Raw genomic sequence first — 14,804 nt, 5'->3', positions numbered from 1 at the left:
TTCTAAACCTCACGCCATTAGTACTTGTTTTACAGTGTTAACGATATGATTTTGCTCTTCTTCTGTTAGCCAAGGGTGCATTGGTAAGCTTAAGACCTCGTTTGCTGCCTTTTCAGCATTAGGAAAGCTCCCTTTTTCGTATCCAAGGATTTTGTAAACAGGCTGTTCATGCAAACAGACAGGATAATAGACAGCTGTCGGTATTCCTTTTTCCTGCAGCTTTTCTTGCACCTTTTCCCGGTTGGGAACGCGTATTGTGTATTGGGCATACACGTGGGTGTTGCCTGGCTGTATCTTAGGCGTTTGACAACATTTTCCCAATAATTCGGTGTAGCGGGCTCCGATCTGCTCCCGTGCTTTCACTTCGTCTGGAAAATGGGGAAATTTTGCTAAGAGGACTGCCGCCTGAAGTGTGTCAAACCTGCCGTTTATGCCGATCAGCGGGTGGTGGTTTCTGACTGTACTGCCATGTGTGTGGATGGCAAGCATGGTTTCTGCAAGAGCATCATCGTTGGTGAAAAGCGCTCCTCCATCCCCGTAGCATCCCAGAGGCTTTGCAGGGAAGAAGCTAGTTGAGGAAATGGTTGTCAGACTGCAGCTTTTTTTCCCATTCTGAGTGGCTCCAAAGCTTTGCGCGGCATCTTCGATCACTGGAATACCGTGCTTTTCCCCAATTGCGTTAATTCGAGTAAAATCAGGCATTTGTCCGAATAGGGAAACGGGGATGATTGCTTTTGTTCGAGGGGTAATGGCCGCTTCCAATTTTTCGATATCGATATTGTAAGTATCCGGCTCGATGTCGACAAAGACAGGGGTCGCACCGACCAGAGAGATCACTTCAGCACTGGAGATGAATGTAAAAGGAACAGTGATCACTTCATCGCCGGGGCCGATATTCAATGCCATCAGAGCGATCTGAAGAGAATCCGTTCCACTGGAAACAGCGAGACAGTGTTTGATGCCGACATAATCTGCAAGTATTTGTTCGATTTCCTTAACTTGCGGGCCAAGAATGAAATGGCCGCTTTCCAAAACTTTTTCGATTTCCTGGAAGATGGCTTTTTTATATAACTGATATTGTTTTTTTAAATCGATAAATTGCATGTGACCTCGTTTGCTTCACGAAGGAAAAACAAGGGGCGAGCTCCGCGGTAGAAAGTTCCGCGTATCGACCACCGGTGTGTTGTAGGATAAAATGTTGTCTGCAGAAAAGAAGGAGTGTGCGGTTGCAAGCAGAAAACAATCGTAGCCTTTTGAGAGTTCCTTGTGTTGCTTATTTGTTAAATTGCCATATTTTCTAGTTGTTCCAATACTTGGGAGCAAGGGGTCGTGGTAGTCCACGCATGCTCCTTTTTTTTCTAGCTTTTCCATCAGCTCAAGGCTCGGACTTTCCCGCATGTCGTCGATATCTGGTTTGTATGCTAGCCCAAGTATCATGATTTTAGATCCATTTACTGCTTTTCCAAAGTGGTTCAGGCAGTCTTGCACTTTGCCGACGACAAAGTCCGGCATGGATCGATTGATTTGGCCTGCTAACTCGATAAAACGGGTGGAAACTCCATACTGTTTCGCTTTCCAGCTTAAATAGAAAGGATCAACAGGGATGCAGTGTCCTCCTAACCCTGGGCCTGGTTGGAATTTCATGAATCCGAATGGTTTAGTTCCTGCTGCCTCGATCACTTCCCATACGTTGATTCCCATGCTGTCGCAGATTATTTTGAGTTCATTGACAAGAGCAATGTTGACACTGCGAAAAATATTTTCAAGAAGCTTTGCAAGCTCAGCAACTTGCGTACTGCTTACAGGAATGACTTGATCTATTGAAAGTTCGTAGAGCGCTGTTGCTAAAGCAAGACTTTTATGATCGACAGCACCAACAATTTTGGGAATCGTTCGAGTGGTGTGAAATGTATTTCCGGGATCTTCCCTCTCAGGACTAAAGCAGATGTATAAATCTTTTCCGATTTCATGCGGACTGTATTTTTCAATAATAGGCTTTACGAATTCTTCCGTTGTCCCCGGCCAAGTCGTACTTTCTAAGGAAATAATCGTTTGGGGTTTGAGAAATGGCGCAAGTGTTTGGACTGTATTTTTAATATAGCAAAGATCGGGTTCTAAGTGTGCATTCAAAGGGGTCGGTACGCAAATCAGAACTGCGTCACAGTTGCTGATTTGTTCGAAATTGGAGGTTGCTGAGAAAAGTTGCTGCTGCAGCAGCTTGTCAAGTCTTTGGCTGCTGATGTGTTTAATGTAGCTTTCACCGTTGTTGATCGTTTCTATTTTATGCAAGTCGATATCAAATCCGATGACAGGAACACCTGTTTCGGCAAAAGTTAAACACAGGGGCAAGCCGACATATCCCAGACCAACCACTCCCAGCGTCAGCTGTTTGGACTTGATTCGTTCAACGGTTAACGGTTGATGTTCAATGGCAAGAGACATGATGGAAAAATTTTACCAAATGAAAGGATGGATTTCAAGATTGACTTCTCAATCTTGAAATTTTCTGAGCAAAAGATTCATAGTTTTTAAGGGCATTGAAATGTTGTTCCCAATGATGATAAGCGCTAATTTTTTTTTGATTAAGCTCCTTGGTGTTGCTTTTTATGGAAATCATTTTATCGGCAATGACTTCAGGGGTTATTTCTTTTGGCAGTAAATACCCGTTTGAAGAATTGACGATTTCACTAACGCCTCCAACATTTGTCGCTAAGATGGGGAGGCCGCAACTTTGAGCTTCCATCATGGAAACTGGCAGACCTTCCGATACACTTAAATTAATAAATAAATCGATTGAATTTTTATAGTAAAATTCGGTAATTTTTTTGTTTTTTATATAACCGTAAAAACAGAAAGAGACATTAGAGGGAAAAGATTCTTTCGCATGTTGTTCGAGTTCATTTCTCAAGGGACCGTCGCCTAGATGAGACCAGTTAAATTTTACTTCGGGCAGTCGTTTTGCAACAATAGCAAGAGCTTTGATAAGGAGATTAATGCGTTTAACAGGAGTTAGGAAAGAACAGCTGACGACAGAAAAGAATTCTTCTGTGGATGATGGAGAAGTTTTCTTTTTTGAAGGGTTTACCCCAAGCCGGGAAACGATGATTTTACTGCTCTTTAATGTGTAATTTGAAAGCAGATAATCACGCCCATGGTTCGAAATTGTGAAGACATAATCAAGATTTGAAAGAAGACGTTGCCTTAAAAACTTTGTGCCGGCAGGCATGCGTTCGTGATAAAGATCTCCTCCGTGCGCTCTTGAAATGATCGTAATTTTAGGATGTTTTTTTTTTAATAGCATGAGAATAAGAGGGGAGTGATCGCACCAATAGCTGTAAAAAAGGGCCTCTTCGAGACCGTTTTTCTGAATATAAGAGGAAAATTTATTGAGATTTTTCTTCGATTCTCCGGTCATGAAAATTAAATGTTTTAGAGGCTTCCATTTAATGTAGTTGAAAGGATGGTTGAAAAACTCTATCCAAAACATAGAAGAAAATAAACTTTTTCTTAAAATTGTGAATTTTTTTAAGATTTTATTAGAAAAAAATAAATGAGAAATTTGAACTTTGGGAGGTAAAGGACGTCTGTTTTTGTCGAAATTTTTTGGAAAGATATGTATTTGATCGAAGTATTTGGTTAAATATTCGATCTCTGTTTCTAAGAACTCCTCTCCATGAGCAAAAGGGAAAAAGGATGTGAGCATTACCAATTTTTTCATAGAGATGCTATAGCTACAATTGTATCGCAGAAAAGCGGTTTTCTTTTTAATAGAAAATTTTTAAAGAAAGATTTCCGGGAAAGGCACCCTTCAACGAAGTGCATGTCCTCCATAATTAGCCCAGATTCAACGATGATTTTCGCTAGAGTGTATGGAGTAAACCAATATCTATGGTCGCTATTGATCAGCTCCTTATTAAAAAGGGAAAATTTGAAATTGCTAATGCGGAAGGCGTTGGGGACTGTGATGATAACTTTTGAAACTTTTGCTTGATATTTGTTTTTTAACTCTTCCAAGAAAAGGACAGGATTGTTGATATGCTCCAATAATTCGCCAAGAACCATGTAATCCTATTCAAACTCACAAATTTCTTTAGGAAGAATTTTATCTTTGATTAAATCGTGATAAATCACGTTGGAATAACCGAGTTTTTTGACAAACTCAATGCCTGGCTGGTCAATATCGAATCCCATACAACGGGAAGCACAGAGGGAAAGCCTTTTATGAAGCCAACGATTAGAGTGTATTTTCTCTTTGATAAGAGGAAGATGGTCAACGCAGCCGGCGTGCAAAACATTTTTGTTTTGAACAAGCTCCTCGATTTTACACAGACGATCTTTCAACTCATGGCGATTAGAGATTTGAACGTTCAACCCGTTGTGGAATTTAGCGCCGCTTAAGTAGTCTGAGTAATCGCTTTGCAAATTCATTCTAGTTCTTCCTTCGATAATAATTGATAGAGCCATTTCATTAAGAAAATTGTAAAAATTGACATGTTGATGGAGAGAAAAGTTAACATTGTGATTGTTTCTAAACCAGCAAAATAAGAAAAAACAAATGAAGAGATGATTGCGCTATTATACGCTAGCCCAAGATACATGAATTGTTTTTGTTTGCCTATTATGAGCGGCAATGGAGAAGTAGGGGAATAGATAAAGTTCAAAAAATACCAAAGGGACAAAATTTGGGAAAAGAGTCCTGCATTGCGCCATTGTTCCCCAAAAATTGTGGCGAAGATCTCTTGTCCGAAAAATATGAGAACAAGAAAAGGTAAAATGCCGCATAAAAAAAGAAGTTTCCAAATACTTTTTAAGAGTTCTGGTTTCTCTATATCTAGTTTCGTTTTTGAACTGAATTTTTCCATGAATACTTGCGAAAGAGATGTGCTTAAAAGGCTGAGGGGATATTTTAAAACTCGATGAGTTAAGGTGTAATAACCAAGAACTGCCGGCCCGTAAAATAAAGAGAAGAGGAAGTTGATTCCAAAAATTTGAAAGTTGTCAAAGAGAGAATGGAATAAATTGTATTTTGGAAAGTCTATGTATTTCTTGCTTTGAATCAATAAATTTTTATGGTTAAAATTTTTCCAAATCCCGTGATTTTTCCGAAAAAAATGAAAAATGTAATAAGTGTTTAGAGCAAAGAATGAAACTAGTCCAGAAAGAATTAATATCTTCCCGCCTAACCACTGATAACAGTAAAAAAACAGCAGTAAATTGAGGGTTGCTGAGGTTAAGGATTGGATGATTTTCCCTTTTGAAATGAGGTGTAGATTATGTGTTCTATTGAACCAAAAGGTAAATGTTTGTGAAAGGCCTATTTGAAAGACCATAAGAGGAATCCATCCCCAAAAAGTAGAAAAGAAGCTGTTATGGATTGTCGGGAAAAAGGGTTGGATGAAAAAATAGATGGATAGAAAAGTCAAGAAGCTGCTTAAGAATGTCATTCCTAGGCAGACTAGAAGCAGATGAAAGGCATCTTCGATTTTTTTCGGAAGCAATAAAGAAAATTCGTATCTTCCTGTGGAAATCATCCCCAAAAGGCTTGAAATGCTGAAAAATAAAGCAAAATAACCAAAGTCTTCGGGAGAGTAAAAGCGTGCGAGGATTGGGCTTATACCCAGGGTGATGATTTGAGCAAGGACAGTGCCGCTCATCAAAGTATAAACACTTTGAATAAAGCCTATTCGGTGTAAATTGCCTAAAGTTTTTTGAAAATAAATCATGCTTTATTAGGTTTGATTTACTGTCTAATTTTTGAATTCATCGCAGTATAACGAGAGCTTGAATTTTAAGGGCAGCACTATCTAATCCTGTCTGAATAAAATCGCCTATATACTATAAAAATTTCTTGCAACACTTGGGAGCTCAAAGTATGTTGTTTTTTTGAACGACACGAGACATATGTTACGCTTAAATCGGCTAACTTCCAAATATTTTTCTATGCTTAGCTTCTGCCTCGCGGGATGCGCGGCAAGAGACCCTTTTGTCCTGACTCCCTCAACCCCTTGCAGGGAATGGGTCTATTGCCTGGAAGGCACTCCCATACCTCATTGTCAGCTTATCGATGATGACCAATTAATCGATGAGGAAAGAGTCTGGCATCTGCCCGAGTTGGTCGACTTGGGGCTTAAGAATAGCCGCCAAACTCAGCGTTCTTGGGCAGAAACTCGAATACGCGCTTCAGAATATGGCCTTAGCTTGGCCGATTTCTATCCGGAAATCTCGTTTTCCGGATACATCGAAGCAGTAAGAGCTACGACCTATTTTGGCTCCAGCCGGATTTCGGAACTTCCCGGAATTCAAGATATCGTCGTGAATGAATTCAGAGAGTATGCCCCCAGCTTTTCTCTGGCTTATCTTATCTTCGATTGGGGGACACGCAATGCACGCAGCGAAACTTTCAGGCAGCGTGTTCTCAGTGCAAATTGGGAATTCAACAGAGAAATCCAAACTGTCATCCGGCAAATCACCGGCGATTATTATAGCTATGTGGGAAACAAAGGACTGCAAGAAGCTGCCGAAGCAAACCTGAAAGACGCGCAAACGCTTTATGATGCCACGCACAAAAAATACTCATTAGGAATCGTAGACAAGAGCACCGATCTGATCGCTCTTACGCAAGTGTCCAAACAACAGATCCAGTTTCTGCAAGCACAGCAGCTATTGGAAACTTCTTACGCCCAGCTGGTTGCTGACCTGGGAATCCCATCGACGATTGAATTAAATATTTTCGGACAATTTGAAGCAGGCGAGGTGATCTTTCCTGCTGAATGCACGGTAGAGCAGTGCGTGGAAGAGGCGTTGATGAGCCGGCCGGATCTGTTCGCTTCCTATAGCGGCATGCAGTCGACAGAGGCAGCGGTCAGCGCAGCCAAGCGGGATAAGCTTCCCAAGGTCAGCCTGCAAGCTGCTGGGTCGCGCATTTACTACCAAGACGGTGAGAACGATGGCAACGATTACGGGGCAATGATTAGCCTCGATTACCCGATTTTCAAAGGCTATTGGTACGAAAACCGCATCCGCTCGGCATCCTCGCGGTACTGCAAAGCGAAGGCGGATTTCGAGCAGCTGCAGATTGAAGTGGTCAAAGAAGTTGTGATTGCACATCGAGACTTGGAGATTGCGGTAGAAAACCTGAAGGTGAATCGTGTCTATGTGGATGCTGCCGCTGAATCGTATCGCGCGACGCTTATGCAATTCGAAGCGGGAGTTGTAGATATCACTACCGTTGTCAATGCTTTTACAAGCCTGGCAGATGCGCGCTATTCTTTGGTAGAAGCGCAAAAAGAGTGGTACACCTCAATTGCCAACCTCGCTTATGCAATCGGTATTTTGGGAAAGGGAACAAGATGAAAAAAATTGCGGTTGGCTTATGCGCTTTGATACTGATCGGATGCGGATCGAAAAAAACAGAAGAGAAAGAGGCTCTGCCTAAAGTCAAAGCCGCTCCCGTCAAGATGGAGAGAGTCTCCTATTATATTGATTCTGTAGGAAATGCAGAGGCGTTTCAGTCGGTAGAGATCATCCCGCAAGTTGGAGGAAAAATTTTAGGATATGATTTCATAGATGGAGGTGAAGTTTCAAAAGGCGACCTGCTATATCGGATCGATCCCTCGCCTTTTTTGGCGAATTTGGAAGAGGCGGCCGGCCAGCTTGAGGAAGCAAAAGCGTCCTACGAATACCTGGTGCAGAAGGTAGAGCGGTATCAAGAACTCCTTCCGGAAGATTATGTCTCAGAACTTGATTATCAGCAGTACGTTTCGCAGCTCAAAGAGGCTAAGGGGCAGTTAAATCGAGCGGAAGGGGTATGGAAGAGTGCAAAAATCGATCTGGATTATACCACGATCACTGCTCCTTTCAGCGGCAGATGCGGAATGCACGCCTTTGATCAGGGAAGCGTTGTGCACGCCAATCAGGAAAAAGCTCTGGTCACTTTGAATCAAATCTCTCCCATTTATGTGATTTTTACTGTGCCGGAAAAATATCTCCATCTAATCAGAGAGTATCAGCAAAAATCAGAGAAGGGATTAAAAATTCTGATGACCCCTCTTGATGGAAAGAGATTCAGCGAGGCTGCTTATCTGGATTTTATTGACAATACTGTCGATCAAAACAGCGGCACTGTGAAGCTGCGGGGAATCTGTGAAAACAGCAATCAAGCTTTATGGGCAGGACAGTATTTCACTGTTCGTCTGGAAGTCTACGACTTAGGCGAGAAGGTGCTTGTCCCTGAAGCTGCAGTGGGTAGAGATACGAAAGGAACTTTTGTTTGGGCGACGACTGAACAGAACACTGCTGAACAGAAACGGATTGAATTAGGGCAGCAGCATGGCTCCTATTTTGTGGTGAATAAAGGTTTGGCAAAAGGAGACCGTGTGATTGTCGAAGGGCAGAGCGCGTTGAAGCCGGGAGAAAAAGTGATCCAATGAATCTTTCAGAACCCTTCATCAGGCGCCCGGTCATGACGACGATGGTGACTGCCGCGCTTCTTTTGTTCGGTCTCATGGCCTATCGCCAGCTGCCGATCAGCGATCTGCCTGATATTTCGTTTCCTGTGATTACCGTGACTGTGACGAATCCGGGAATGGATCCGGAAACAATGGCAAACAATGTGGCAGTGCCCTTGGAGCAGCAGTTGATGACGATTCCCGGTATCAAATCGGTGATTTCATCAAGCAGGCAGGGGAATACAACGATTGTGGTGCAATTCGATTTGTCCAAGGATATCGATCAGGCTTCAACGGATGTCAACTCAGCGATCAATAACGCCAGCGGCAACTTGCCTCCGCTCCCTGCGCCTCCTTCCTATAAGAAATTCAATCCGGCCGACACGCCTGTTATCTATGTCGCAGTCACTTCCGAAGCGATGACCATGGGAAAGCTGTACGACTACGGCTATACGATCATTGCGCAAAGGTTGTCCATGCTAAGCGGTGTGTCGGAAGTCTCGATTTGGGGAAGTAAATCCAATGTGAGGGTCAAGGTTAGCCCGGATAAATTGGCGGCGATGAATATCGGAATCAACGAAATTGCAGAGGCCTTAGTCGACTCCAATCAATCGTTGCCTGGCGGTACTGTATACGACGCATCCATCGCCTATACGATTGTTCCTAAGGGACAAGTAACGGAAGGTGCGGGGTACAATCAGTTGATTGTCGCAGAAAATCAGGGGAATCCTGTCTATGTCAAAGATATTGGGGAAGGAGTGGATAGTATCCACGACGAGGGATTTTACTTGCGCTATTGGGACAAAGATAAAGGGGAGATTCCGGCAGTTATTGTCGCTGTCACAAAGGAGGACGGGGCTAACACTGTCAAACTGTGCAATGATGTCAGGGATTATCTGACAGTTCTGGAAAAACAATTGCCCGCATCGATTCATCTAGATGTCATCTTCGACCGCTCGATCATGATTAAGGAGTCGATTAACGATGTCTTGTTAACCTTGGTAATTGCGTTTATCCTCGTGGTCTCCGTGATCTTTTTATTTCTTGGAAAAGCAAGCTCTACCATTATCCCTTCAATCTCGTTGCCGGTTTCGATCTTTGGAACGTTTGCTTTCATGTATGCCAGAGGCTTCAGCATCGATATTTTGTCTATGCTGGGGCTGACGCTTGTAATCGGGTTTCTGGTTGACGATGCGATTGTTGTGCTGGAAAATATTGTACGCCATCAACAAATGGGCAAAAATCCTGTTCAAGCAGCTCTGGACGGGAGTAAAGAGATCAGTACAACAGTACTTTCGATGACGCTTTCTTTAAGCGCAGTCTTTTTGCCTCTTGTGCTGATGCCGGGGATTATCGGACGCTTGTTCCATGAAATGGCTGTCGTTGTCGTTGCTTCGGTTCTGATTTCAGGGTCGATTTCACTGATCTTAACGCCCATGCTTTGCTCAAGGTTTCTTGTGCATACCGATAAGAAAAGTCGATTGGAAGAGAAAGCAGATCGTTTGATGGAGCGTTTGGTGGCAATTTACGAACCTGCGCTCATATGGGTGATGAGACATCGATTGGTACCCATCCTTCTGGGGGTCGCTTCGGTTGTTTTTGCAGCTCTGCTTTTCAAGTCGGTTCCGACCGATTTTCTTCCTCCGGGAGATACAGGAGCAATGCTCGGTGTTACCCTTACGTCCGAGGAGGTGAGTTACGATGCCATGGCTAACCGCCAGGATAAGGTGAATAAAGTCCTTGAAAACAACCCTTACGTAGACAAGGTGATCTCTATGGCAAATTTTCCCGAGCTTCTTCCTCCGAACGAAGGAGTGGTGTTTGCCGGGCTGGTCGATTTGAATAAACGCCCTGCAATTGCCAAGATCAAGGAACAGATCGATGGGGAGTTTAAAAAACTTTCGGGTATTCAGCCTTTTCTTAAACCGATTCCACAGATTAACCTCAATGTCAGTACAAGCGTTGACAGGGCGGATTACTCTTATGCAATTTCCGGCATTGGCGATCAAGACTTGCTGTACGCTAAAGTGCAGGAGCTGACCCGGGCTTTGCAGAATGTTTCCGAAATCACCGATGTCAGCTCTGACTTGGAGATCTCAGCGCCTCAAGTGAGTCTTGAGATTTTGCGCGATCGCGCCAGCATGCTGGGTGTGTCCGTCAAGACGATTGAGCAGGCGATTCAGCTTGCTTATAGCGGTTCCCGCATCTCCACTTTTCAGACGCCAATCAATATCTACGATCTTGTCCTGCAGGTTGACGACGAGTCGCGTCAAACCCCCGATATGCTGGATAAGATCAGGGTAAGCTCCTCTTTGCCTGAAGATCGGAAAACGTTGATTCCGCTGTCAACCGTTGTACGAAGAGAAATTGTTAACGGGCCATTGCAAGTCAATCACATCAATCAGCTGCCGTCTGCGACAGTTTATTTTAATATTGCTCCTGGAGCAGCTTTGAGCACCGCTTTGCAGAAAGTGTCCGATGAGGCAAGCAAGATCATTCCTAAACAGTTTTTCGGCTCCTTTGCCGGACAAGCGGCGATCTTCGAAGGCACAGGTCCGGAAATGGCTGCGTTGCTTTTGATCAGCATTTTGATTATTTATCTTTTACTCGGAAGCTTATATGAGAACTTTTTCCATCCTTTAACGATTTTAACGACTCTTCCGGGATCAATTTTTGGCGGGTTGCTGACACTGTTTGTTTTTCAGTCATCCCTTTCCCTTTATGCTTTTGTCGGGATGATCGTTTTGATCGGGATCGTCTTGAAAAATGGGATCATGCTGGTGGAATTTGCTAATGAAAAGGTGTTGGAAGGGAAGGAAGTTTCAGAGGCGATTATCGAAGCGTGCAAAGTGCGTTTCCGTCCCATCCTCATGACGACAATTGCTGCGGCTATGGGCGCTTTGCCGATTGCTATTGGGATCGGCGCTGATGCCTCAAGCCGTCGTTCAATGGGGCTGATCATTTTGGGCGGGTTGTTGTTTGCTCAAATGATCACCTATTTCTTTACGCCGGTGATCTGCTATTATTCGATGCGCGCAGGCAGATCTATAACGAAATAATCTGTCCTCCAAATTTTTGGATGGTGGTTTTCAGTTCATCCTTTTTTCGCTTTTTCGGCTCAACATCTTGGTCCAGCATCAGCGCAATTGCTGAGGAAATAGGAGAACGTCTATGGATGTTTTCATCAATTGCCCTTAGTGCCCGATCGTCAAACCAGTGGTTGCCAATTAATTTTCGATTCGCTCCGTTAGCTAAGCTGACTTGATCTCCTCCGTGTTTGTTCGCAAGCTCCTGGGCTAAAGCTGTAGCATCTTGATTAGTATAAACTGTGACTCGGCTTTTTACTTGCGAATCAGCAGCGAGTAGGGCGCTAATAAAGGCATTGTAGTTTTCTGTTGACTCATCCCCTGGACCTGAAACAGGCAGGCATAAATGGATATCCATGCCTGGATGTTTTTTAAGCTCTTCAACAAATGCTTTTGCCAGAGATTGTCTCAAATCGCTCAATTTTTGCGAGTCGTTATAGGATGGGTCGCATTTATGAAGATTTCTTAAGAAGGCTCCCATGCCAAAAGGGAACCAAACCGCATGTTTGACTCCACTGAGGCTTTGAGCTGACAACACATTCCCAAAAATGGACTGCATATCTTTAACGTACTTACTTTCGTCCAGCATTCCGTTGTTGGAATATGCTTTGAAGTCGCTAGCGTGTTGGGTTTCCCCAATGTTGAGTGCCGCTGCGTGATGCATATAAAAAATTTTTTGGTGTTTTGTATCTACAGGCTTCCAAAAAGCATCGTAATCAATGCGGCAAGGAACAGAAACGACATCGAAGCGGCCTAGCAGCTCTTCTTGATTTGAGCTTTGGCAGGCTCCTCTGTCATCCTGATAGAGTCGTACATGCTTCAGTAAACCTTTTATTGGTTCTCTTATTCCAGGAGGGTTGTCGAAGGACGTTTTTGCCACAGATTTGGCATCCTTTTTGTACTTCTCTTTTGATTGGCCTCCTTTATCGTATTGTTCTATGCGCCCAAACAAGCTCATTAGATTTTCTTTCGTCTGATCTCGCACAGTGTAGCGTCGATCCTGGTGGATGACGGGAAAACCTTGATACGTGTATCCTGTCGATAACCCATTTGTTTGAAGCGGAGCATGGCCAAAAGGAACACCGCTGGAGCCTAAATCTCTTGGCAGTCGATTTTTGACTGCCATTAAGATGTATTTTTTACTTTGATCATCGATAAATTCATCTTCTTGAATTTCGTTGAGTTTGTCTTCGAAATCATTAAAATTCTCGGCATTTCCTAGTGCATCCAAAATCTCTTCCAAAGCACCTTCTGCATATGAATCAGGGTATTTTGACATCATGTTCTGCAGCCACTGATTCATTTCAGGAACAATAGAAGCTAAGCTTCCGCTATAAGAAGCTTTAGAAGAAACAGGCAAAGAGCCTAAGTCTCGTTGATCGAATTTAAAAGCTTGAGAGAGCAAGACTTTTGCTTGTCCTGCATTCATCCTTTTTGAAGGGTCGAGATTAAGCAAGGATAAAATAGCCTGATCCAACGCATCGTTTGGAGTATATGTGCCTTGGTTATTGCATAAACCCACCCGTTGAAAATGCTGGAACAAAACAGCACGATATCGATTGTTTAAACTATTGACAAGATGTGTATAAAATCCTTGAGAGTTCATCCCAGCGCAATTAGAGTAACTTTGCATTAAGTTGGCAAGAAAAGGAAAGCTGCTGCTACAGATACATTGATAAATCCAAGGATTCTGCTGTTGAATCCATTGTCCCAGATTTTGATCTCTTGTTCGGATGAATGCCATCACATGGGGATCAAAGTTGCAATCCAGAAGGGCATAGAGAAGTTGCCGTTCAGGAATAATCGTGCTTAGATCTTCTGATAATAGGCTGTTATACTTCAACTCGAAGGCAATAAGTCCTAAACCCCAGCAATCGGCAGCAGCGCCATATTGGCTCCATAAATGCGCAGATTCTGGTGGTTGATAGCCGTGGTGGCCATCGGAACGATATCGTTGGCCTAAAGGCTTCACACATCCCAAGTCGCCTATCTTTGTGTGTACCCTTCCTTGCTTATCCTTAACATAAAAAACATTGTCGGCTTTTAAATCACCATGGCTGTATCCTTGGGTATGTAATGCATCCAAGCTATGTGCAATTTGCGCGATGATAAATCCTCTCGATTCAAGATCCGGCAGCCGTTCTTTGAGGATGAAATTGTGTTGCTGAGGATCCCGTTTGTAAATAAATTGGGAGAGATCTCCTTCGCATTTCTCTAAAATCAGCCCTCGTTCAGTAGGAATCCACATTTGTGGATTTTGAGGGCTTGTCGAGTTGATGACGCTGACGTCGTGTAAGTTCACCAATCCCGGTACAGTATTGACTAATGCTCTGTACATTCGCACTTCCCGATCCCAATCGCTTAGGTCGTTTGGCTGTAGCAAAGACTTCTTCGACAATTCTCTTAATGCAATTTCTCGACCAAGTCCCATGTGGAAAGCAGAGCTTGTGGTATTGAAATTGCCGCTCCCAAGAGATTTAGTGGCAATGAGATGAACTTTTCTTAAAGGTTGGTTCATACTGCTGAGATTGAAAGCTTGCAAACCTTTTGTGCTGTCGAAAAGCCGGTGGTGCGGTGCAAGTTTTTGCCCGTGTTTTTTGGAGTTCACATAATTAGGCAGGAGAGTGAAGAGAGCAGTTTCTTTGAAAAGGAGTTCTGTTTTGACGGCGAGCTTAAGCATTTTTGCTTGGCGCGCCTCTTCAAATTCTGTTGGACTTTGAGGATTTTCGAGCTTGCTTCTCTTGACTTCTGCTCCAAAGTTGGGGTGAATTTGCAAATCTCTTTGATCATCAGGAGTTTCTAAGAGAAATTTTACCAAATTTTCTCCATGTTTTAGCACCTCCAGAATCTGTTTATCGTTATATCCTTTAGCTTCCATGTCAGCTTTTAAACGAGAAATTACCAATTCTCTTTTGCTTTTCTTGGGAGGAGGAGTTGGCTGACTTCTTTGAATTGGAGCAGTTGGTGTCTTTGGATCGCTTTTTTTAGTCTTGAAGTGATTCGACTGCACTTTGGCGACTTTGGGTGTTTGGTCTTGCGTCCATTTTGTCACTTTTCTTCTGTCTCGATCATTAACGATCCAAAAGGGGATTTGCCATAATCCAGCTGAGATAACTGTTACGAAAATGTTTGTAATGACAGCTAAGATTGTTTTGACTTTTTCTTCATCTTTCCTATGCAAAGGGTGGAAGAAGAAATTGTATATCTTTGAATGTTGGTTATAAGGATGTTGTGCGTGCATAATTAATTGTTTTTGTTTATTTTCGCATAA

9 protein-coding genes are annotated in these 14,804 nt (G+C 43.1%); 3 read left to right on the top strand and 6 right to left on the bottom strand.

The annotated features are described in order from the left end of the window. Positions 1–9 precede the first annotated feature (9 nt). The 5 genes from WCW_RS08755 to WCW_RS10560 form a co-directional block, all read right to left on the bottom strand. Positions 10–1,104 (bottom strand): DegT/DnrJ/EryC1/StrS family aminotransferase, encoded by a 1,095-nt coding sequence (locus WCW_RS08755; RefSeq protein WP_013182862.1) that lies wholly within the window; start codon positions 1,102–1,104, stop codon positions 10–12. Between the two features lie 15 nt (positions 1,105–1,119). Further along, positions 1,120–2,442: a nucleotide sugar dehydrogenase gene (locus tag WCW_RS08750; protein WP_013182861.1), complete on the bottom strand. Its 1,323-nt coding sequence runs from the start codon at positions 2,440–2,442 to the stop codon at positions 1,120–1,122. A gap of 34 nt (positions 2,443–2,476) precedes the next feature. Continuing rightward, positions 2,477–3,718 carry a glycosyltransferase gene (locus tag WCW_RS08745; RefSeq protein WP_013182860.1) on the bottom strand — a complete coding sequence of 414 codons (1,242 nt, stop codon included), beginning with the start codon at positions 3,716–3,718 and terminating at the stop codon, positions 2,477–2,479. A gap of 350 nt (positions 3,719–4,068) precedes the next feature. After that, a complete protein-coding gene (locus tag WCW_RS09800) occupies positions 4,069–4,428 on the bottom strand; it encodes a hypothetical protein (RefSeq protein WP_013182858.1) in 360 nt (119 codons plus the stop codon). Next, positions 4,425–5,723: a lipopolysaccharide biosynthesis protein gene (locus WCW_RS10560; protein WP_013182857.1), complete on the bottom strand. Its 1,299-nt coding sequence runs from the start codon at positions 5,721–5,723 to the stop codon at positions 4,425–4,427. Before WCW_RS10560 ends, WCW_RS09800 begins: the two co-directional genes overlap by 4 nt. Before the next feature lie 178 nt (positions 5,724–5,901). Here WCW_RS10560 and WCW_RS08730 point away from each other — a divergent pair, with 178 nt between their 5' ends. Genes WCW_RS08730 through WCW_RS08720 form a run of 3 tightly spaced genes read left to right on the top strand, consistent with a single transcriptional unit; the run spans position 5,902 to position 11,506 of the window. Beyond that, on the top strand, positions 5,902–7,353 hold the full coding sequence (locus tag WCW_RS08730; protein ID WP_013182856.1) for a TolC family protein: 1,452 nt from the start codon (positions 5,902–5,904) through the stop codon (positions 7,351–7,353). Continuing rightward, a complete protein-coding gene (locus WCW_RS08725) occupies positions 7,350–8,429 on the top strand; it encodes an efflux RND transporter periplasmic adaptor subunit (protein ID WP_013182855.1) in 1,080 nt (359 codons plus the stop codon). The genes WCW_RS08730 and WCW_RS08725 overlap by 4 nt, the downstream gene beginning before the upstream one ends. After that, a complete protein-coding gene (locus WCW_RS08720; protein WP_013182854.1) occupies positions 8,426–11,506 on the top strand; it encodes an efflux RND transporter permease subunit in 3,081 nt (1,026 codons plus the stop codon). The genes WCW_RS08725 and WCW_RS08720 overlap by 4 nt, the downstream gene beginning before the upstream one ends. Here WCW_RS08720 and WCW_RS08715 read toward each other — a convergent pair. Further along, on the bottom strand, positions 11,493–14,774 hold the full coding sequence (locus tag WCW_RS08715; RefSeq protein ID WP_162268176.1) for a protein kinase family protein: 3,282 nt from the start codon (positions 14,772–14,774) through the stop codon (positions 11,493–11,495). The genes WCW_RS08720 and WCW_RS08715 overlap by 14 nt on opposite strands. Between the last annotated feature and the right edge of the window lie 30 nt (positions 14,775–14,804).

It is taken from the genome of Waddlia chondrophila WSU 86-1044 (assembly GCF_000092785.1).
GTDB classification, from domain to species: Bacteria; Chlamydiota; Chlamydiia; order Chlamydiales; family Waddliaceae; genus Waddlia; species Waddlia chondrophila.
The sequence above is the reverse complement of the archived record's forward strand: the minus strand, read 5'-3'. Positions and strand labels throughout refer to the sequence as shown.

Excerpts from the sequence above, each read along its gene's own strand:
- WCW_RS08755 (WP_013182862.1), bottom strand. The coding sequence starts at position 1,104 with ATGCAATTTATCGATTTAAAAAAACAATATCAGTTATATAAAAAAGCC.
- WCW_RS08750 (WP_013182861.1), bottom strand. The coding sequence starts at position 2,442 with ATGTCTCTTGCCATTGAACATCAACCGTTAACCGTTGAACGAATCAAG.
- WCW_RS08745 (WP_013182860.1), bottom strand. The coding sequence starts at position 3,718 with ATGAAAAAATTGGTAATGCTCACATCCTTTTTCCCTTTTGCTCATGGA.
- WCW_RS09800 (WP_013182858.1), bottom strand. The coding sequence starts at position 4,428 with ATGAATTTGCAAAGCGATTACTCAGACTACTTAAGCGGCGCTAAATTC.
- WCW_RS10560 (WP_013182857.1), bottom strand. The coding sequence starts at position 5,723 with ATGATTTATTTTCAAAAAACTTTAGGCAATTTACACCGAATAGGCTTT.
- WCW_RS08730 (WP_013182856.1), top strand. The coding sequence starts at position 5,902 with ATGTTACGCTTAAATCGGCTAACTTCCAAATATTTTTCTATGCTTAGC.
- WCW_RS08725 (WP_013182855.1), top strand. The coding sequence starts at position 7,350 with ATGAAAAAAATTGCGGTTGGCTTATGCGCTTTGATACTGATCGGATGC.
- WCW_RS08720 (WP_013182854.1), top strand. The coding sequence starts at position 8,426 with ATGAATCTTTCAGAACCCTTCATCAGGCGCCCGGTCATGACGACGATG.
- WCW_RS08715 (WP_162268176.1), bottom strand. The coding sequence starts at position 14,774 with ATGCACGCACAACATCCTTATAACCAACATTCAAAGATATACAATTTC.